This window comes from Bdellovibrio bacteriovorus HD100, assembly GCF_000196175.1.
Classification (GTDB): domain Bacteria; phylum Bdellovibrionota; class Bdellovibrionia; order Bdellovibrionales; family Bdellovibrionaceae; genus Bdellovibrio; species Bdellovibrio bacteriovorus.
This window is the reverse complement of sequence record NC_005363.1, coordinates 1,697,898-1,715,873: the sequence shown is the minus strand read 5'-3', so window position 1 is coordinate 1,715,873 and position 17,976 is coordinate 1,697,898. Positions and strand designations below refer to the sequence as shown.

At 51.4% G+C, this 17,976-nt stretch carries 22 protein-coding genes; 10 read left to right on the top strand and 12 right to left on the bottom strand.

What is annotated here, in order from left to right; all coding sequences use genetic code 11:
* The first annotated feature begins 64 nt into the window (after positions 1 to 64).
* The 4 genes from BD_RS08140 (at position 65) to BD_RS08125 (ending at position 2,620) form a co-directional block, all read left to right on the top strand.
* Complete coding sequence (locus BD_RS08140; RefSeq protein WP_011164249.1) at positions 65 to 808, top strand: substrate-binding periplasmic protein; 744 nt, start codon at positions 65 to 67, stop codon at positions 806 to 808.
* Between the two features lie 56 nt (positions 809 to 864).
* A complete protein-coding gene (locus BD_RS08135) occupies positions 865 to 1,821 on the top strand; it encodes a hypothetical protein (RefSeq protein WP_011164248.1) in 957 nt (318 codons plus the stop codon).
* Positions 1,822 to 1,829: 8 nt separating this feature from the next.
* Positions 1,830 to 2,258 (top strand): SRPBCC family protein, encoded by a 429-nt coding sequence (locus BD_RS08130; protein WP_011164247.1) that lies wholly within the window; start codon positions 1,830 to 1,832, stop codon positions 2,256 to 2,258.
* Between the two features lie 101 nt (positions 2,259 to 2,359).
* Positions 2,360 to 2,620: a hypothetical protein gene (locus tag BD_RS08125; RefSeq protein WP_011164246.1), complete on the top strand. Its 261-nt coding sequence runs from the start codon at positions 2,360 to 2,362 to the stop codon at positions 2,618 to 2,620.
* Here BD_RS08125 and BD_RS08120 read toward each other — a convergent pair.
* On the bottom strand, positions 2,612 to 3,490 hold the full coding sequence (locus BD_RS08120; RefSeq protein WP_011164245.1) for an SDR family oxidoreductase: 879 nt from the start codon (positions 3,488 to 3,490) through the stop codon (positions 2,612 to 2,614). The genes BD_RS08125 and BD_RS08120 overlap by 9 nt on opposite strands.
* Before the next feature lie 213 nt (positions 3,491 to 3,703).
* On the opposite strand from BD_RS08120, the gene BD_RS08115 reads away from it, so the two are divergent.
* From BD_RS08115 to murI, 3 genes are read left to right on the top strand one after another with little or no spacing between them, the layout of a single operon-like run.
* Positions 3,704 to 4,279: a DUF975 family protein gene (locus tag BD_RS08115; RefSeq protein WP_231839327.1), complete on the top strand. Its 576-nt coding sequence runs from the start codon at positions 3,704 to 3,706 to the stop codon at positions 4,277 to 4,279.
* Entirely contained in the window at positions 4,272 to 5,312 is a 1,041-nt protein-coding gene (locus BD_RS08110; protein WP_011164243.1) for a guanosine monophosphate reductase, read from the top strand. Before BD_RS08115 ends, BD_RS08110 begins: the two co-directional genes overlap by 8 nt.
* Positions 5,313 to 5,314: 2 nt before the next feature.
* Positions 5,315 to 6,121, top strand: coding sequence for a glutamate racemase (gene murI, locus BD_RS08105; protein WP_011164242.1), 807 nt, complete (start codon positions 5,315 to 5,317; stop codon positions 6,119 to 6,121).
* Here murI and lysA read toward each other — a convergent pair.
* Entirely contained in the window at positions 6,118 to 7,293 is a 1,176-nt protein-coding gene (lysA, locus tag BD_RS08100) for a diaminopimelate decarboxylase (protein WP_011164241.1), read from the bottom strand. The two genes, murI and lysA, sit on opposite strands and share 4 nt — an antisense overlap.
* A gap of 44 nt (positions 7,294 to 7,337) precedes the next feature.
* Between lysA and BD_RS08095 the strand changes: the two genes are divergently transcribed.
* Together BD_RS08095 and BD_RS08090 are read left to right on the top strand one after the other, a co-directional pair.
* Positions 7,338 to 7,985, top strand: a complete 648-nt coding sequence (locus tag BD_RS08095; RefSeq protein WP_011164240.1) for a M14 family zinc carboxypeptidase — start codon at positions 7,338 to 7,340, stop codon at positions 7,983 to 7,985.
* Between the two features lie 12 nt (positions 7,986 to 7,997).
* The gene (locus tag BD_RS08090; RefSeq protein ID WP_011164239.1) at positions 7,998 to 8,819 is read left to right on the top strand and encodes a 2,3,4,5-tetrahydropyridine-2,6-dicarboxylate N-succinyltransferase; all 822 of its coding nucleotides are present in this window, start codon (positions 7,998 to 8,000) and stop codon (positions 8,817 to 8,819) included.
* A 10-nt stretch (positions 8,820 to 8,829) separates the two neighbouring features.
* Here the strand turns inward: BD_RS08090 and BD_RS08085 are convergent, their stop codons facing one another.
* From BD_RS08085 to BD_RS08045, 9 genes are all read right to left on the bottom strand, one after another.
* Entirely contained in the window at positions 8,830 to 10,080 is a 1,251-nt protein-coding gene (locus BD_RS08085; protein ID WP_011164238.1) for an FtsX-like permease family protein, read from the bottom strand.
* A gap of 37 nt (positions 10,081 to 10,117) precedes the next feature.
* Positions 10,118 to 10,915, bottom strand: coding sequence for a substrate-binding periplasmic protein (locus tag BD_RS08080; RefSeq protein ID WP_011164237.1), 798 nt, complete (start codon positions 10,913 to 10,915; stop codon positions 10,118 to 10,120).
* Positions 10,912 to 11,697 carry a substrate-binding periplasmic protein gene (locus tag BD_RS08075; RefSeq protein ID WP_011164236.1) on the bottom strand — a complete coding sequence of 262 codons (786 nt, stop codon included), beginning with the start codon at positions 11,695 to 11,697 and terminating at the stop codon, positions 10,912 to 10,914. The genes BD_RS08080 and BD_RS08075 overlap by 4 nt, the downstream gene beginning before the upstream one ends.
* A 132-nt stretch (positions 11,698 to 11,829) precedes the next feature.
* Entirely contained in the window at positions 11,830 to 12,783 is a 954-nt protein-coding gene (locus tag BD_RS08070) for an MlaD family protein (RefSeq protein ID WP_011164235.1), read from the bottom strand.
* The gene (locus BD_RS08065) at positions 12,780 to 13,490 is read right to left on the bottom strand and encodes a cell division ATP-binding protein FtsE (protein WP_011164234.1); all 711 of its coding nucleotides are present in this window, start codon (positions 13,488 to 13,490) and stop codon (positions 12,780 to 12,782) included. The genes BD_RS08070 and BD_RS08065 overlap by 4 nt, the downstream gene beginning before the upstream one ends.
* Positions 13,490 to 14,233, bottom strand: coding sequence for an ABC transporter permease (locus BD_RS08060; protein ID WP_038449048.1), 744 nt, complete (start codon positions 14,231 to 14,233; stop codon positions 13,490 to 13,492). Before BD_RS08060 ends, BD_RS08065 begins: the two co-directional genes overlap by 1 nt.
* A 152-nt stretch (positions 14,234 to 14,385) precedes the next feature.
* Positions 14,386 to 14,961, bottom strand: coding sequence for a YdcF family protein (locus BD_RS08055; RefSeq protein WP_038449045.1), 576 nt, complete (start codon positions 14,959 to 14,961; stop codon positions 14,386 to 14,388).
* Positions 14,948 to 15,325: a RidA family protein gene (locus tag BD_RS08050; RefSeq protein WP_011164231.1), complete on the bottom strand. Its 378-nt coding sequence runs from the start codon at positions 15,323 to 15,325 to the stop codon at positions 14,948 to 14,950. Before BD_RS08050 ends, BD_RS08055 begins: the two co-directional genes overlap by 14 nt.
* 37 nt (positions 15,326 to 15,362) lie before the next feature.
* A complete protein-coding gene (locus BD_RS08045) occupies positions 15,363 to 15,851 on the bottom strand; it encodes a hypothetical protein (protein WP_011164230.1) in 489 nt (162 codons plus the stop codon).
* A 146-nt stretch (positions 15,852 to 15,997) separates the two neighbouring features.
* Here BD_RS08045 and BD_RS08040 point away from each other — a divergent pair, with 146 nt between their 5' ends.
* Positions 15,998 to 16,627, top strand: a complete 630-nt coding sequence (locus BD_RS08040) for a L,D-transpeptidase family protein (protein WP_011164229.1) — start codon at positions 15,998 to 16,000, stop codon at positions 16,625 to 16,627.
* Here BD_RS08040 and BD_RS08035 read toward each other — a convergent pair.
* Positions 16,624 to 17,958, bottom strand: a complete 1,335-nt coding sequence (locus tag BD_RS08035) for an HD domain-containing phosphohydrolase (RefSeq protein WP_231839326.1) — start codon at positions 17,956 to 17,958, stop codon at positions 16,624 to 16,626. The genes BD_RS08040 and BD_RS08035 overlap by 4 nt on opposite strands.
* Between the last annotated feature and the right edge of the window lie 18 nt (positions 17,959 to 17,976).

The window sequence follows — 17,976 nt, the reverse complement described above, 5'->3', positions numbered from 1 at the left end:
TCGTAATACTGTCTCCCCCGAAAAAGGCAGTGACAACAGTCGATCACTGTATGACCTTAGTTCCATGAAAGCGTTGATGGCTTTGGCCCTCATTCTGACCCCATTATGTTCTTTGGCAAAATCTTCGGAGCCAAAGGTCATTCGCTATGGCATCAACTCCAACTACGCCATGCCTTTAATTAATGTAGAACGTGTTCAGAACACCCCCAAGCTGGAAGGGGGATTGCTGAAGGACCTGGGACTGGCCCTTTTTAAGGAATTGAATCTCGACCCCACGTGGATCCTTTTGCCCAAAAGCCGGGTCGCCTCGAACCTCACCTCCAGCAACGTGCATCTGGTCTGTCACCTGAATGAGGTCTGGCAACCCTCAATCAGAGACACCGTTTCCTGGAGTCACGAACTTTACCGCAGTTCGAATCTGATTGTGTATATCGGCGGAAAGCCCATTCACAAAGCCAAGGATCTCTATGGTAAGCGTGTGGGCGGGGTCTTGAATTTCATCTACCAGTACATGAATGACTATTTCAAAAAAGGCCTGATCCTGCGCGAAGACGGGCCCAACAACGAAAGCAACATTCAAAAACTGCTGAACGGTCGCATCGACTATATCATCATGTCGAACCTTGAATTTGAGTACTACAAGAAAATCTATTCCAGCCTGGAATCCGCCGATCTGGGAATGGATGAAGTAATCACCAAGTGCGCCCTGTCCCCCAAGGCCCCCGTCAGCCTGGAAGAGCTGAATAGGGCCATCGACACCATCAGAAAAAACGGAACCTTGGAAAAAATCCTCAAATCCTACAATTAGGCCCCCTGGCTCCGGCCTTTCTTGACTCACAGGTTGGTTCCTGCGATCTAGGTCCGATGAAGATCCTTTTCCTCCTGACAGCTCTAGTTTTGACCGTCGTCGGCTCTGCCCGCGCCGAAGAGCTGAATTGGTGGGCTGCCACCGCTGAAGATGTGGAAAAGGCACCATGCAAAACCCAAAGTGCCCCTTCAATCACAGCCATGGAAGCCACCCTGCTGGCTTTACCGGGATCCGGGGCTTCAAAAACCCTGAACGGCATCAGCTTTAAAAATGAAAGCCCCCGCCGGCTGGAGCTTTTCTCGGATCTGCACAAACTGGATATCAGCCTGCGTGGCCGCCCGGAACTGAGCTTCACCCTTTCTTGCGACAAAGTCCTGTGCGCCGTTAAAAAGATCTATGGTGACACAGAAGGTGTGCAACTGCTCTATTTGCTAAAGACCTTCGGCTTCAATGGTTCGCACCTGCGCACCAACCTGGCTTCCGCGTGGCGTGCCGATGAACTGAACGAGATCCTGCAGGCTTTGGCCGACTACCCTTTGCATCTTTACCCGGTAGAGTACAACAAACGCCTGATCCACTTCCCGCGAGGCGTGCGCTATGGATTCGGCCAGGATGTCGTGGCCAACGCCAGCATGGAAGTATTTGACCTGTGGAATGAACTTTCCGCTCCGGAACGTCAGCAGACCTTCCTGCACGAACTGGGACACACTCTGGCTTACCGTGGAAAGCTTGATACCTCGTCAGAATGGCTGCGTCTGGGGGGCTGGCAGGAGAACCGCCGCACCGTCAACGGCATCCTTTACCGCGACTATGTTTTGCTTGATCCGTCCAAAGCAGTTTCTGAATACGGCAAGATCAATCCATCAGAAGACTTTGCCGAATCCGTGGTGGCCTATCGTTTCACCGCCCCCCGACTGAAAAAACTGCATCCGCAAAAATACGAGTTCCTGAAAAAACAGGTGTTTGCCTCTCAGGAATATTTGTCGCAAGATCAGTGCAGTTCCTCACCTTAGGAGTTCCCATGAAAGACAGCATCGAACTTTCCATCAATCTCAAAGCCAGCAGTGGCTGGATCTGGAATGCCCTGACTGATCGCGGGGAACTTGAAAACTGGTGGAGTGAATCTGTGGTGCTGGAACCCAAAGTCGGCGGCGCCTTTAAAGAGCCGTGGATGGATGATGAAGGCGACAAACAAATGGCCTCTGGTAAAGTGGTCAAACTAAAAAAAGAACAGTTTATCACCTTCACCTGGAGGGAAAAAAGCTGGCCTAAAACGGCGGTCACCGAATGCACCTTCACCATTGAAGACACTGGAAAGGAACGTGTTCTGACGCTGGAACACAGCGGCTGGGACACCCTGCCGGCAGAAATCCGCGCCAAAACCATCAAGGACTTCAAAGTCGGCTGGGGTTATCACCTGAAAGAGCTTAAATCGTATCTGGATGATTGAAGAAATTTTTGAAACGTTTTCCAAACAAAATCCTAACTGGCAAATGACCGCAAGGAATTTTATAAAAGCCCCGAAACCAAGTCAGTAACAAGGGGCTTTTTATGAAGACACTCACGATCCTCGCGACGCTTTTGCTTTCCTCTGTCTCTTTCGCAAAATCCAAGTCCTGCTCTTGGCAAGTTGAAAACCACTTCCGCCAACAGGGTTATCAGGTTCGTCTGGTGCAATTCCAGAAAGAACTGGAATCAGGTGACAAGGTTTATCACGTGCGCACGAACTATTGGGGTGGCGACGCCGCTTCCGAGGTGACCACCAGTCCAAAATGTGAAATTCTGGATGTTCGCGAACTTTGGTCAGAGTAAACCTTCCTGGGGCTCGGGCAAAACCCAGGCCTTTTTCATATCCTCGCAGAACTCTTCAAAGCTGCGGGGATCCCGACCCAGCAGCTTATTAATGACTCCCGACACTTCGGCGGCGGCCCCTTCCCGGGTTGCCCTGTGCAGACTCATCTGCGCCTCCATCATCCAAGGTGATGCCTCGCGATTGAACGTCTTGCGGGCTGCCTCCTCGGTCACAGGCACATAGGACACCCTTCGACGGGCATAATGAGAGATAATCGATACGGCCTCGGCATTGGAAAGGGCCCTTTCCCCGGTCAAGACGAATTCCCGTTTTTGATGGCGCCAAGGGTCCTGCAGCAGAAGCGCTGCCACGTCGGCCACGTCCCGGGCATCCACAAAAGACGTCCGCCCCTCTCCTTGCGGCAAATACAAAGTCCCCGCCATCAGGGACTCATAGTGCGACTTTAAAAAGCATTGCATATAGATATTGGGTTTCAGCAGACAATAACGCAGACCACTTTGCACCAGGATCTCATCGGCCTCGCCTTGAACCCGCTGATACAGATATCGAGACACTGGTGACGCCCCCAATCCCGAAACCTTCAAGACAAACTGCACGCCCGAGGCTCGAGCCGCCCCCACCACGTTTTCGGCCTGCTGAATCATATTTTCACAAAGAGGCTGGATAAACACCAGGACATCAATATCGCGGAAGGCCTGCTCCAATAGATAACGATTCTCCAGAGGAACCTGCATCCCCTTGATATCCTTCGGTAAGCGCTCCAGATCCCGGCTGACAGCCACGACATCGGCGCTTTTAGAATGCAGTTGGCGAACCAGTTCCGCCCCCATGGTCCCGGTGGCGCCCGTCACCATAATTCGCAGTTCCATAAGGCCTCCCAGAGCCTTTATTATGACAAAATCTTGGGCTTTAAGGTGATCTGTTTCTTAGCAAGAGTCCGCTTGACTCAAACAGGCTTTAGGGATGTAAATACTTAAGTGAATTTTTTTGCCGAGAACCTGAAGGTCTTTAAAAAAGTTTTCTTGCCCCTGTTCGCGCTGGTCGTTCTGTCGAGCAACATAGACCAGTACCTAAATCTTAAAATGGAAACCGCCCTTCGGGACCCTTTGGGAGTTCAAACCCAGGTTGTTTACTATGGCTTCCTCTCAATTTTAAGCAGCATCCTGTTCCCGGTCCTGCTGGCCAGCATTGCTCTTTTTGCCCTGAACAGCTTGGATTCCACCACCAAAACCCTGCAGGACTTCTGGGACAGGCATCTGAATCAAATGTACATTGAGACCCTGCGCGCCTGGGGTAAGACCCTGCAATGGACATTGCTGCTGATCATCCCGGGGATCTGGAAGTACGTGGAGCTTTCCATGGTGCCCTTTGTTGTGACTTCCAGCCAGCAATACGACGAAGGCAAAGTCGATGCACTCAAAGGTTCTGCCCAGATTGTGCGCCGTCGCTGGTTTGTGGTTTTGTCGATTCTGGTTTTATTCCATCTCTTTATTCCAGGAATACTCACCACCATTTTCGATGCTTATCGCCTGATCTGGAAGACACCGCTGCAAAGCCTGCTGCTTTCCGCCCTGGACACCTATTTGCTTTTGGTTTCAACTCACATTCTGTTCAATATATTTAGAAGCGAGGTAAGACGTCATGACGCTCATGTTTAACTGGAAAGATATCAAGAATCGCGGCAAAGGCCTGACCTTCGACGACGTGCTGATCATCCCGGCAAGATCTGATGTGCGCTCCCGCCGCGACCCGCGTCTGACTTCCAAAGTGACCAAAAACTTCACGATTGAAACTCCGATCGTCAGTGCAAACATGGACATGGTCACTGAATACGACATGGCGTTTGCGATGAACCAACTGGGTGGCATGGGGATTCTTCACCGCTTCCTGGATATTGAAGAACAAGCCGCTCAGGCCCGTCGCCTGAAAGAAAATGGCGTGAAAGTGATTTCTGGCAGCGTGGGTGTGGGTGAAGAATTCAAGACCCGCGCAAAAGCCCTGGTTGAAGCCGGCGTGAACATCATCACGATCGACATTGCTCACGGTCACTCTGTGCAGATGATGGAAACTATGAAGTGGTTGAAAGACCAATACCCGCAAGTGGATCTGATTGCCGGCAACCTGGCGACTCCGGATGCGGCTCGTGATTTGATCGAAGCTGGCGCTGATGCGATTAAAGTCGGCATCGGGCCTGGCTCCATGTGCACCACGCGCATCATCACGGGCTGTGGGGTCCCGCAACTGACTGCGATCGGCCTGTGCGCCGAGATCGGTGAATCTTACGGCGTTCCAGTGATCGCTGATGGTGGCATCCGCACCTCCGGAGACATGGTGAAAGCCTTTGCTGCGGGCGCAAGCACTGTGATGCTTGGAAGCATGCTGTCTGGCACGATTGAAACTCCCGGGGAAATCAAAAACGGTAAAAAACAATACCGCGGTATGGCCTCCAGATCCGCTCAGGATTCGTGGCGCGGTGGCGTGCCTGAGGGCATGGCTCCTGAAGGGGAATCCACTCAAGTGACCGTCAAAGGCCACGTTAAAGACGTGATCCTGGAAGTCACCGGCGGTATCCGCAGCGGCATGAGCTACATCAATGCGACAAGCATTGCTGAAATTAAAGACAAAGCCCTCTTTATGGAAATGTCTTCCAATGGTATTGCTGAGTCTCGCGCACACGGAGTGAAAAACTAAGAATGGCAGACCAGGATTCCCGTCCCATAGGTGTCTTTGATTCAGGTATCGGCGGATTGACAGTTCTAAAAGAGCTGGCTCTGCAGTTTCCTCATGAAAGCTTCTTATATGTAGGCGACACCGCTCGCCTTCCCTATGGTTCGAAATCCCCGCAAACCATTCGCAAGTACTCTGAACAGATCATTCAGTTCCTGGAAAAACAAAACGTCAAAGCCATCGTGATTGCCTGCAACACGGCTTCAAGCCAGGTGCCCGAACGCGAGATCGATGGCCTGCCGATTTACAATGTGATTGAGCCTGGTTCTCAACGTGCGCTGGAGCTTTCCTCTGGTAAACGCATCGGCGTCCTGGCCACGCGTGCGACGGTTAACAGCCAGGCTTACACTCACAAGATTCATGCCCTGGATCCGCAGGCGCAGGTGTTTGACCAGGCCTGCCCGTTGTTTGTTCCGCTGGCGGAAGAAGGCTGGGACGCAGATCCCGTCACCAATCTGATTGTGTTCCGTTACTTAAGCCCGCTATTGCAGAACCATATCGACACACTGATTTTGGGTTGCACTCATTATCCGATTTTGAAAAATTCCATTGCCCGGGTGACCGGAAGTTCGATTGAGCTGGTGGATTCCGGCGAAGCGATTGCGCAGTGGCTGTCGCGCGACTTCAAGAGCGGCCGACTGGGCCCGAACAAAAGCGGCGAACCCCGCCGCATTGACATCATGACGACGGATTCCTCCGCGCACTTCACTGAAATGGCCCAGCGGATTTTAAAACCCGCCAAAGCCGATCAGTACGCGGTCGTCGACGTTTAGATGCAAATCTCCAAAGGCAGTTCCTGCAGGTTATAGACGCTGGCCATGGAATACCCATAGGCCCCGGAATCCATGATCGCCACAAAGTCGCCTTCTTGCACCTTCGTCAGAGAGATTTCTTTCGCGAAGAAATCCGAAGACTCACAGATCGGCCCCACAACATCCACTACAAAGGCCGCGTCTTTTCTTTTCAGCGGCTCGATACGGTGTGTGGCCTCATACAACGAAGGACGAATCAGGTGATTCATACCTGCATCGACGATCACAAATGTTTTTGCACTGGTTTCTTTGATGTACTGCACTTGCGTGATCAAAGCCCCGCAATGCGCCACCAGCCAGCGGCCGGGTTCTGCCTGCAGTTCACAGTTAAGATCCGACAGGTTTTCCAAAGTGATTTGCGCGTACTTCTGCAGCAGGGATTCTTCCAATTGAAGGTCAACACGATCATAGAAAATCCCCAGACCCCCGCCAAAGTCGAACTTTTTCAATGTCGGGAACTGGGCCTGCAGCTCCAGATACACGGTCTTAAGCCTTTTTAGCGCTTCATCGTAACCGGAGAACTCCAGCATTTGGGACCCCAGATGCAAACTGACGCCCACCAGATCGATGGAATCCGAATAGCTTTTAAGACATTTCACCAAAGCCGGAACCATCGAGCGTTCCATACCGAATTTATTGTCCTTCAAACCCGTGGCAATATAGGGATGCGTATTAATATCCACATCCGGGTTCAAGCGCAAAGCCACCTGGGCTTTTTTATTTAATTCACGAGCCAGCACACCAATCCGCTCAAGCTCCGGCAAACTTTCCACATTGATCTGATAAATGCCGAGCTTCAGTGCCTCGGCCAGTTCAAATTTGGTTTTCCCCACGCCGCTATAGACAATGTCCTGCGGAGAAAAGCCGCATTCCAGGGCGCGTTTGATCTCGCCCAAAGAAACCACATCGGCCCCGGCGCCGAGGCTTTTAAGTTTTTGCAGAACACCAGGATTGGGATTGGATTTCACCGCGAAAAAAAGACGAGTCCCCTTCAAAGCCTGAGACATCGCCTGATACCTTTGCGCGACAGAATCAAGATCGTAGACATAAATGGGGCGCATGTAATTGGCCACCAGGGGCAAAAGTGGTTTTTTTAACGGACCAAGACACAATTCATTATTGATGTATTCCACGAAAACCTCGTGCTAGTATGATGGCCCATGAAGGATGATTTGTCATGAAAACTTCTATTTTTACTTACACTTCCAAAGGTTTGCCGGTACCGGCCTGGCACTTCAACAACAACGGCCCTGAAGTTCTGATTCTGGGCGGCGTTCATGGCGACGAGGTCGAAGGCGTTATCGCCGCGCAAGAGCTGCTGAAACACTTCATGAACTCCAATCCCTACAAACTGAATATCACCCTGGTTCCGCAGTTCAACCTTGAAGGTGTGATTTTTAAAACCCGCGGTAACGGCAACGGTGTGGACTTGAACCGCAACCTGCCAACCAAGGACTGGTCTCCGGAAGTCAAAACCCCGCGCTATCACCCGGGACCGTTTGCCGGCAGCGAAAAAGAAAACCACGGGCTGATGACCTATCTGGATGAAAAAAAACCGGTCTATGTGCTGTCACTGCACTCCTGGCATCCGGTTTTGAACGTCAATGGTGACTGCCGTCCGGTGGCGGAAGTTTTGTCCCGCCTGACCGGCTACAAAATCGACGATGACATCGGTTACCCAACCCCGGGCTGCCTGGGCACCTATGCGGGCCTTGAAAGAAACTGCCCGACCCTGACTTACGAAATCGAACGCGGTCTTTCGGCTGAAAAAATCATCGAAATCCACGTCCCGGCAATCCTGGAATCTTTGAAAGTACTGGAATAAGGAAGGAACACCATGCAAGAACAAGTCTCAAAACTATGGACCGAAATTCAAGGCGGAAAAACCATCGATCAACTTTCAACGGCAGAGTTGAAATCCGTTTTTGAAACTATCGAAGGCCTGGATGCGGGCACTTTGCGCGTTTGCCAAAAACAAGATGGCAAATGGATCACCAACGAATGGATCAAAAAAGCCATCCTGCTTTATTTCCGCATTCAAAAAATGGAACCGATGAACGCCGGTGATCTTGCTTTCTTTGACAAAATTCCACTGAAGCGCTGGTCTGAAGAAGACGGCGTGCGCGTGGTGCCACCGGCAGTGGCCCGCAAAGGCTGCTTTATTGAAAAAGGCGCAATCCTGATGCCATCTTACGTGAACATCGGCGCCTATGTGGGTTCCGGCACGATGGTGGACACCTGGGCGACAGTGGGTTCTTGTGCCCAGATCGGTAAAAATGTGCACTTGTCTGGCGGCGTGGGTATCGGCGGCGTACTGGAACCGATTCAAGCCTCCCCAGTGATCGTGGAAGACAATGCCTTCATTGGCAGCCGTTGTATCGTGGTTGAAGGCGCCGTGATTGAAGAAGGCGCGGTTCTGGGCGCCGGCGTGACGATCACAGCCAGCACTAAAATCATCGATGTGACCGGTTCAACACCTGTGGAATACAAAGGCCGTGTGCCGGCCAATTCCGTGGTGATTCCGGGCACACAGATGAAGGACTTTGCGGCAGGCTCTTATGGGGTTCCATGCGCGCTGATCATCGGTAAACGCAAGGCCAGCACGGACTTGAAAACCTCCCTGACCGACGCCCTTCGCGACCATCAGGTGAGCGTTTAGTTTTTAAGTATTATTTCATTCTTAAGGCATCAGACGGCTGCACCTCTGCAGCCGTCCTCGCCGGAATATAAGAACCGAGCAAGGCAATCAATCCACTGACAATCAAAACCCCAAAGACCAGGCCATAGTTGACCAAAGCCGGGATGGAAGAATCATAGTAAACATCCGACGGCAAAAACTGAATCGGATTGGCCTGAATGTAAAGACTCAAACCTGTACCCAGCACAACTCCGCCCACAACACCAATTCCGGCCAGGAAAAAGCCAATCTGCGTGAACGTGCGAACCGTCTGACGGGATGAAAAACCAATCGTGCGCAAGATCGCGATGTCGCGTTTTTTCTGCGACAACAACAAAGCCAGCACCGTCAGAATGGAGCTTCCCGCGATCATACCGGCAAGGCCCAGGAAAATCCCGATGGTCAGCTTTTCAAGCTTCAGCGCATACAGCAAAGCGGAATTTCGATCCATCCAGGTCTCAACACTGACGCCTTCGAATTTCATCAGATCTTCTTTAACGGACTCTATGCGCCCCTCATCCGGCAGCCACACTTCGATCCCGTTCTTGCCCAGGCCTTCACTGACCAATGCACTCAAGGCCTCACCACGCTGATAGAAAATAAATTGTCCGTCCAGATCCGGCAAACTGGTGGTGACAATACGCTTGATACGCACACGCTCAAACTTCGGCGTTTCCCCTGGAGGCAACAACAATCCCGATGGCGACACCACCGTCAGAAAGTCACCCTCAAAAACTCCGAGGGACTGAGCCAGATCCACTCCAACAACGACTTCCCCCCGTCCAGGCACATCCTGCGGGTCCCAGAAATAGACCTGAGAATCCCGGTCCGTGGGTTTGCGGTCGATGCGCTGAAGCTGCTCAATGAAGTGCTCAAGACTTTCGCGCGTCACACCGCGCGCGATACCACCACGGAACTGCCCATCCTGACTGCGAATGATGACATCCATGGTTTCATAGACATAGGCCCGATTGGCAGGGTCTTCCTGAAGGCGTTGGAACGCCGGGCTTGATTCCAGGCTTTGCGCGGTGTCAGCTCCGGCCACCTGCACATACAGATGTGGCTCCAGCCCCAGAATACGCTTATGAATGCTGGCATTCATACCGTTCATGACAAACAAAACCACCAGGAATGCCGTCACGCTGATTGTGATCCCAATCATGGACAACCAAGCGATGCGTTTCACCAAAGAACCCGCTCGCGGAGAAAAAATAAAATGACGGAAAAGGTGGCCTACTAACATTCCCCCATCATAGAGCCTGGGGACCCGGATTCAAGCCTCAATGGGATTTGGGACCACTTTTAAACATGGCGGCAAGGCGCTCGCCCACGTATATCCGCACGATACTGTCGTATTCGCCACTTTGGCGCAGGCGTTCGAGCTCTTTATCGAAGGCCAATCGCAATTTCGCATCACGAAAAGCGACATAGCTGTGATTCACAACCGGGAACAAGTCAAAGACATCCACGTCCACAGCGGTGTTGACCTGGGAAGCCAAGGTCATTCGAAACCAACCAAAAATATTACGATCCATCACCAGAGCATCAACGTCCCCGGCCCACAGGGCCCGCACCTGATCCTCCTGCCGGACAAACTCACGATAGTTGTCAGGCAGGCGTCCATTGGCCTTGGGCGAAAACACCCGGTTAAAGTCCTTCCCCAGATCTTTCCAGGCATTGTGCCAGGCTCCCACACGCAATCCCGACAGGTCCGAGATTTTCTTAGCCCCGATCTTGCGGGACCTCAGAGCTATCAGGTAATTTTCATAAGCCACAAAGGGCTTTGAATAAAAGTGACCGGCACCATCACCACCACGAGGAACCCCGACCACCACGTCAAATGTGTTGCCATGTTTGGCTTCCGCTTCAATACGGTAAGGCGACATCACCTGTGAACGCACCTTGTACCCCAGGCGTTTCAGAATCTCCAAAGCCAGATCCACCTCAATGCCGCGGGAATTGCCACGCTCTGAAAAAGAGTACGGGGGACGACCTTTACCGAATGCCACAGCCAGAGATTTGGACTCTTCCGCGCCGGCAAATGAGCAGAAAAACAAAAGCGCCAGAATCAGTTTCATTTTTTACCCAATCGCACCAGACGTTCCCCAGTGTAGGCCCACACCATTCGCGCATACTCCCCACTGTCCCGCAGACGTTTCAGCTCGCGATTGAAAGCGTCGCGGGTCTTTTCATCGCGGAAGGAAACAAAGGCCGGAATGTTTTCAGGAAAGATCTCATGCACCTTCACGTCCTGCAGGAAGTGTGCGCCCTCTTGCGGCATCAGACGATACCACTCAAAGATAAATCGATCCATGACCAGAACATCCACCTCGCCCTTGTACAAACTGGCAAAACGATCCTGAATCTGAACATACTCAACAAGATTCCCCGGAACCTTGCCGTTAAATCTGGGCTGAAAGATTCTTTTGAAATCCGCGCCCAGATCCTTCCAGGCCCCGCGCCACACGGCCACCTTCAGGGGCTCAAGATCCCTGGCGCTTTTGATATTCAAACTGCGCGATTTCAGACTGAAGGCACAGACCTCGTGATCCATAAAGGCCTGGGAATAATAGCGGCCGCCTTCACGGTTGCGCACACCCACGACGATGTCATAGGCATCACCATGACTGGCTTCTGCTTCCAGTCGCAGATAGGAAAGACTTTTGAAATCGTGGGGCTTTTTCAGGGACTTTAAAATCTCCCGAACAAGATCCACTTCAATTCCGTGAACAGCGCCGCTCTCCTCATAGATATAAGGCGGCTTGCTCTTTCCAAAAGCAACCTTCAAAGGTTTAGCGTCCATTTGTACCGGTATGACGTTCAGAAGTAAGATTGTCAGGAAGCGAAAAACATTTCGCATGATCAACCATCCCCATGCTCAACATTGTGAGCAAAGGTATTATCGTGCGATTTGAAATATTACTGAAGAGTAATTAAGAATTTTTGACATCATGTAATGTGTCCCGATTCGGGACACATTACTAGGTTCCAACTATTTGTTGGCGGGCAGCCGGTCTTGAGTTTCCTCATCTTTGACCTCTTTGACACTGCTTCTCATGAAGAAACTTTTTTGCATGGCCTTCAATACGACAACTGTTTCGTCCAGTGCCTGTACCAAACGCACGCTGGCCCCCGGCAACTCGCCTTCGACCTGTTTCACTGCTGGCCCCAGCGCTTTGGTCATCACTGCCAGATTCTGAGTCATCACCGCCAGGTCTTTGGCCATTTCCGGATTCTGCTCGTTCAACTCCGGCAGAATCTTGTTGATCTCCCGTGTGGTCACCGCCAGATTCCCAACCAGTTTTTGCACACCATCATCATGTGTCGCCTGCTTGGAAAGCTTGATCACTTCCATAGACATCGTGTTTAAGTTCTTCACCAGGGGATCCAAGCGGTCAATGACACGAACCAGGCTTTCTGCGCGGCTTTTATCCGCAAAAGCATCCACCAGAACCTGCACACTCTCCAAAATCCCCCCCAACTTACTGAGGTAGGAATTCAGATGTTTACCGCTCATCAATGTCATCAAATCCACGGTCTCGATGGATTTCACGGCACTGTGGCCAGGAATGACTTCAAACTCTTCATTACCCACAGTCAGTTCCAGCACCCGCTCACCAATGATGAACGGGCGAATCAACTGCACCGTGCTGTTTTCACGAATGCGGTCCTGGAATTTTCCCAGGACGTAAAAGCCCACTCGAATGCGGTTGTCACTTTCCAGCTCGACAGTTTCAACAGCCCCGGCACGAAGACCCGCCATCTGCACCAGCGTCCCCTGATGGATGCCATCGGCATTCTCAAAGGTCGTGGTATAACGCACCTTCGGCTCAAACCAACCCTGCTTCACTGCCGCACTGATGGCCGTGAGGATCACACCCACGATGGCCAGAACCACAAACAGGCCGGCAATTCTTTCAAACTTGTTGAACTTCACTTTCATCATAAATGAACAACTCGCTTCTCAGGATCCACAGTCTGAAGGTAAATCTGCCCGTCATCCAGATGAATGATCTGATAATTGAAAAGATTCATAAACTTTTCATCATAGGAACTGATAAAGATATGCTTCAAGTGCCCCTCTTTGCGCAGACGATGAATATGATCGGCAAAGATGTAAACACTGTCCTGCCCCAGACCCACGCTTGGATCATCCAACAGCAGCATTTCCGGCTGCATCACCACCGCGCGCATCAGGCACGTCAGCTTGCGAATGCGACCCGGAACATGGGCCGGTCTTTCATGGGCAAATTTCTCAATGCCGAACTCCTTGATCATCGCCTCCACCCGGGACTTGCACTCTTCGGGCGTCAAAACCTTATGATACAAAAGCGGCAACATCAGATTGTCATACAAAGTGCGGTTGTTGATCAGACCGCCATAATCGAAGGAATAGCCAATCTTCAGTCGGAATGGCAAAAACTCCTCAAAGGACATATCCACCACGTTTTCACCGTTGATCAGATACTTCCCGGACTGGGGAATCTGCAGGCCCGCCAAGATCTGCAGCAAGGAGCTTTTCCCGGCGCCTTCATCGGCTTTCACCCACAGGATTTCATTCATGGGAAAATCAAACTCCACATTCTGAACAATTGGTTCCTGCCCTTCATGAGTGAAAGACACACCTTCAAATTTTAGATTTTCGATTTTCATCACACCACCCCTAAACTGCGAAGTTGATTCAGATAAAACAAAGCTGTCACAATCAAATTAAACACGACCACAAATATAATACTGTTCACCACGGCCTGGGTCGTGACCTGGGGAACCTCATGCGGACTGCGTTTCACGGAAAGCCCCTGATAGCAGCACACCACAAAAATAATCATCCCACTGAACCCGTTCTTCAGCAGGAAGATCAGCACATCCTCTTTGGCAAAGGCGCGCATCAATGAATCTGTATAAAAAGCCAAAGGCAAATCCTGCACGAACTTCGTGACCAGGAAGCCGCCAATCAATGCGATGAAGTTGAAATAGAATGCCAGGCCCAGAACACTGATAATCCCCCCCAGCACCCGCGGAAAGACGATGAAACTCAAAGGGTTGATCCCCATGCTTTCCAGCGCCTCAATCTCGCGATTGGCCCGCATGTTCCCGACTTCCGACGCCACCGCCGTTCCGGAACGCGCGATCACCACCAATGCCACCAGCAATGGTCCCGCTTCACGCACGATCATGACGATCAGGAAATTCCCGATCATCTGGGTGCCGCCTAAAAGTGACAGATTGGACAAGGATTGAAGCAGAATGATCGAGCCGGTTCCCAAAGCCAGAACCGAAATCAGTGGCAGCGCCTGCCACCCCGTGAAATAGATCTGTGCGGAAATAACGCCCACGATCTGGCGGAAGCCCTGAGCGCGGTCCAAAATAGTTGCGCGCAGAGAAAGGTAAACCATCAGGAGAACACGTGCCGTGTACTCCAAATTCTTTGTTACTGATCTTCCTAGCGAGTCAATTTGCGCCAGTAAAGAAGTCATGATTCACCCTCGATTTCTCAAGGATTTATCGGATCAATTCTGGAAAAGATGTTTTGGTCAAAGGTCTGGTTTTAATAGGCCCAGAAGGAGTAAAACAGCGATTTTAGGGCCTCAAAGCCCGACTCCCAGACGGAAGACTCAAAGCGACCGCCAATAATCGCATGTTTTTCGATATAGATGTTTTCCGGGAAGGTGGCCCGGAACGTCCGGTAAGATCGGTACATGTGCAGTCTGGAAGTCACCAGCAGGATGTCCCGGCACTTCAAGGCCTCAACAATCGGCAGACTTTGCTGGGCGTTTCCATAGGTCGTCTCAGAACGGCGGTCCAAGACCACATCGTTCTCGCTCAAATTCCCATAGAAGGGCCACACCGGCATGATCTCGCGCAGGCGCGCATTGGAGTACACCCCCGAAATCACCAGCTTCTTGACGTTCTGATTCACCAGAAGGTCAAACCCCTCCCGCACCCTTCCTGCGCCACCAGTAAGTACGACGGCGCAGTCCGCGGAAGGAGTTTTCGTCCAGGATTGAATCCGCTCACTCTGCACCTTCTGAAATTCATCGACGAAGCGGTAAAGCACCACCGCGCTCAGGAATGCCAGAGCCCAGAATGAACGGGATTTCAACAGGGACTTAGCGATGCGCAATGACTTCGATCTCCACGTTCACACCTTTAGGCAAACCTGCAACCGCCACAGTCGAACGCGCCGGAGGAGCGTCTGTGAAAGCTTTGGAGTAGATCTCGTTTACAGTCGCAAAGTCCGACATGCTGGTCAGAAAGATCGTGGTTTTCACGATGTTGCTGTATTTCATGTTGGCAGCGGCCAGTACCGCTTCGATGTTTTTCAAAACCATTTCAGTCTGGGTTTTGATATCGCCCGTGAAAACTTCATTGGTTTTTGGGTCGATGGAAATCTGACCGGAACAGAACAACATGTCCCCGATCTGAATTGCCTGAGAATAAGGACCCACCGCTTTCGGCGCATTGTCTGTGTGAATAACTTTTTTCATAAATATCCTTTTTGGAGATTGGAAATTTGTTTGAGGATTAGAAGTAGAAGATGATTCCCGCGCTGAAAGGGCCGTCGCCGATGGTTCTGAAGCGCACGTTGTCGCCAGAGATCACACCCACGCCCCCCTCAAAGGTGAATGCCAGGGAATCAAGGCCGGTGAAGAAGAACTCACCACCGAACAACGCGTTCAGTTCAAAGCCGGATTCTTTATCGCCAGCCACTTCGTTGTTCAGGATACCCAAAGTACCACCCATGTAGAAGTTCATGTTGTCTTCTTTGAAAACGATGCGGCGGATGCCGGCGTTGAAGGCAAACTTGGAATAGTCTTCCTGAGTGTCAATACCCAAACCACCAGAGATGGAAACATCCGGAGCAATATAATAAACTGCAGCCAACTGAGCCAGATCCAGAGCAGAGTGGCTTTTCACACCCACACCCAAACGATTGGTCAACTCTTTGGCCTCCCCTTGAGCTGCAAAAATAACTGTTACCAGGCATAGCGCCAACGCCACTTTTTTAAGCACTTTGATCTCCTTGTGATCGAATTTTTTAGCCCTCTTATTAAAGGCAAAAGGATGAAGGGGCGCAAAGGTTTTTCCATCTTACGGACAGTGTCAAAGGGGTCAAAAGCCCCCTTGCGCAAAACCTGCCTTCGTGGGAAATCAGGTCCATGAAATCCCTTCGGTTCGCTCTGCTGATTCTTGCCCCCATCACTTCTTTTGCCATCATCAAGGGCGATGGCTTTGAAATGCTCAGCCCTGAAGAAAGCCGCATGCTGGAAGTGGGGCTGGAGTCCTCGGAGCTTCCCAGTCTGTGCCCCCGCGCCAAGGAATTCGCCGAAAAAGCGCGCTGGGATCACGCTCCTATTTCTCAAAAATTGGATTTCGTTCTGGTCGACAAGAAACGCCGCATGTTGCATGTGATGCGCCACGGGCAGGTGCTGGCCACCTACGCCGTCGCCCTGGGCGGAAACCCGCAAGGTCACAAGAAAAACGAAGGCGATCAGCGAACGCCGGAAGGCCGCTATTTCTTTGACCTCAAAAAAGCGAAAAGCGAATACCATCTGGGTCTTCGCATCAACTATCCCAATGCCCGCGATCTTGCGGAAGCCAAAAAGAACGGCATCAAAAATCCAGGTGACAGTATTTTGATTCACGGTCTTCCCAACAGCTGGGTGAAACGCAAAGTCATCCGCCATCCGCGGGATTGGACCAAGGGATGCATGGCCGTTCGTAATTATGAAATTGAAGAGATCTACGCCAACATGGAGCTGGGTGGAATGATCGAGATCTGCCCTTAAAGCAAAGACTCGGCAATGGCTGCGAGGAACGCTGGCGAAAATGTTGTGCCAGCGTTGTTTTCAGCCTCCCAGATTTTTTCCTTCAAGAAGCGAAACCCCACACCATTCTTTTTCATCGTCGTCAGCACACCCTGATCAATCTTTTCCGCAAACTGCAGAATATAAGCCTCCACCGGAATCTTGTCCGCCGGGACCTGATTCGGGAAGCCCTTTTCATCAAAGCGCTCATGCGTGCAAACCATCACAGCCTTGATTTCTTCTGACAACGGAAGCCCTTTGATCAGGCTGCGGTTCAAGGACAGAATCGGATGATTGTTGAATTCACGCTGCTGCTCTTCCAAAACAGTCCTGCTTTCGGAAGTTAAAAACTCACGGCTGATCTGATCGTCAATATCAAACAGCCCCACGTCCGTCAGCAGGCCCGCCATTAACACAGTCAGAGGATCCCCCTGACCGCTTTTCTTCGCAATCATGGCGCCGTAAACAGCAATCCAAGGGGCGCGCCACAATTCGTAGAACTCGCCCTTTAAGACCTCACGGAAAAGATCCCACAGATCCTCTTCGGTTCCCAAAAGATGCAGCAGATCTGTTGCCGTTTTCTGAAGCGCCTCATAACGGGCGCGGAAAGCCTCAGGCCCCGGGGATTTAAAATCAAAAAGCAGAATTTCATTCAAGTGCAAAGCCCCATGACACAGGGACAAAAACAGCGCACGCGCGCGTTTTCTCAGACCGCGCCCGGAGGTGTCGTAATAAGTCGTGATGTAATCCAGATACTTTTCACTGTCGCGATTTTGAATAAAGGTGCTTTCAGCTTTTCCCACCCGCTGGAAGCGCTCATCACTCAGAACTGAGTTGCTATACACAACCGCAAGATAACGCTGATTCAGAGGCATGCGCACAAACACCGGGAAGGCCATGGTGGTCATTGGGAACAAATCACCGATCTGAATCTCAAAGTACTGCGCCCGACAACGATACAGGCAGATATACTCAAACTTCAAGGTGCGGTTGAATTCACTTTGCGAAAGTGGTGTGACACGCGGATTCTGGGTTCCTTCCAGATTCTCGCGCGACAACGAGGCCGCCATGACCGTCACAATCCGGGATCGCGGGAACAGATTCAAGACCTGATCCACACGCGCCGCAAATGCGGACAGATCCTCACTCTCCTCCTGCACCATCAAAACCATCTGCGCACGCATCAGCTCCGAGCGCGAACTTGAATCCAGTTCAGAGTAAGGCATTTGTTTGAAGGTCAGATAGTGGCGGGAAATGACTTCCCTGGCGCGGTTTAAGATCGCCTCATCCTCGGACAGGATTAGAAGTTCCAATTTTTGCCTGAATAAGGT

Bases quoted from the DNA above. Each gene is read 5' to 3' on its own strand.
- BD_RS08140 (WP_011164249.1), top strand. From the start codon at position 65: ATGAAAGCGTTGATGGCTTTGGCCCTCATTCTGACCCCATTATGTTCT.
- BD_RS08135 (WP_011164248.1), top strand. From the start codon at position 865: ATGAAGATCCTTTTCCTCCTGACAGCTCTAGTTTTGACCGTCGTCGGC.
- BD_RS08130 (WP_011164247.1), top strand. From the start codon at position 1,830: ATGAAAGACAGCATCGAACTTTCCATCAATCTCAAAGCCAGCAGTGGC.
- BD_RS08125 (WP_011164246.1), top strand. From the start codon at position 2,360: ATGAAGACACTCACGATCCTCGCGACGCTTTTGCTTTCCTCTGTCTCT.
- BD_RS08120 (WP_011164245.1), bottom strand. From the start codon at position 3,490: ATGGAACTGCGAATTATGGTGACGGGCGCCACCGGGACCATGGGGGCG.
- BD_RS08115 (WP_231839327.1), top strand. From the start codon at position 3,704: ATGGAAACCGCCCTTCGGGACCCTTTGGGAGTTCAAACCCAGGTTGTT.
- BD_RS08110 (WP_011164243.1), top strand. From the start codon at position 4,272: ATGTTTAACTGGAAAGATATCAAGAATCGCGGCAAAGGCCTGACCTTC.
- murI (WP_011164242.1), top strand. From the start codon at position 5,315: ATGGCAGACCAGGATTCCCGTCCCATAGGTGTCTTTGATTCAGGTATC.
- BD_RS08095 (WP_011164240.1), top strand. From the start codon at position 7,338: ATGAAAACTTCTATTTTTACTTACACTTCCAAAGGTTTGCCGGTACCG.
- BD_RS08090 (WP_011164239.1), top strand. From the start codon at position 7,998: ATGCAAGAACAAGTCTCAAAACTATGGACCGAAATTCAAGGCGGAAAA.
- BD_RS08085 (WP_011164238.1), bottom strand. From the start codon at position 10,080: ATGTTAGTAGGCCACCTTTTCCGTCATTTTATTTTTTCTCCGCGAGCG.
- BD_RS08080 (WP_011164237.1), bottom strand. From the start codon at position 10,915: ATGAAACTGATTCTGGCGCTTTTGTTTTTCTGCTCATTTGCCGGCGCG.
- BD_RS08075 (WP_011164236.1), bottom strand. From the start codon at position 11,697: ATGCGAAATGTTTTTCGCTTCCTGACAATCTTACTTCTGAACGTCATA.
- BD_RS08070 (WP_011164235.1), bottom strand. From the start codon at position 12,783: ATGATGAAAGTGAAGTTCAACAAGTTTGAAAGAATTGCCGGCCTGTTT.
- BD_RS08065 (WP_011164234.1), bottom strand. From the start codon at position 13,490: ATGAAAATCGAAAATCTAAAATTTGAAGGTGTGTCTTTCACTCATGAA.
- BD_RS08060 (WP_038449048.1), bottom strand. From the start codon at position 14,233: ATGGTTTACCTTTCTCTGCGCGCAACTATTTTGGACCGCGCTCAGGGC.
- BD_RS08050 (WP_011164231.1), bottom strand. From the start codon at position 15,325: ATGAAAAAAGTTATTCACACAGACAATGCGCCGAAAGCGGTGGGTCCT.
- BD_RS08040 (WP_011164229.1), top strand. From the start codon at position 15,998: ATGAAATCCCTTCGGTTCGCTCTGCTGATTCTTGCCCCCATCACTTCT.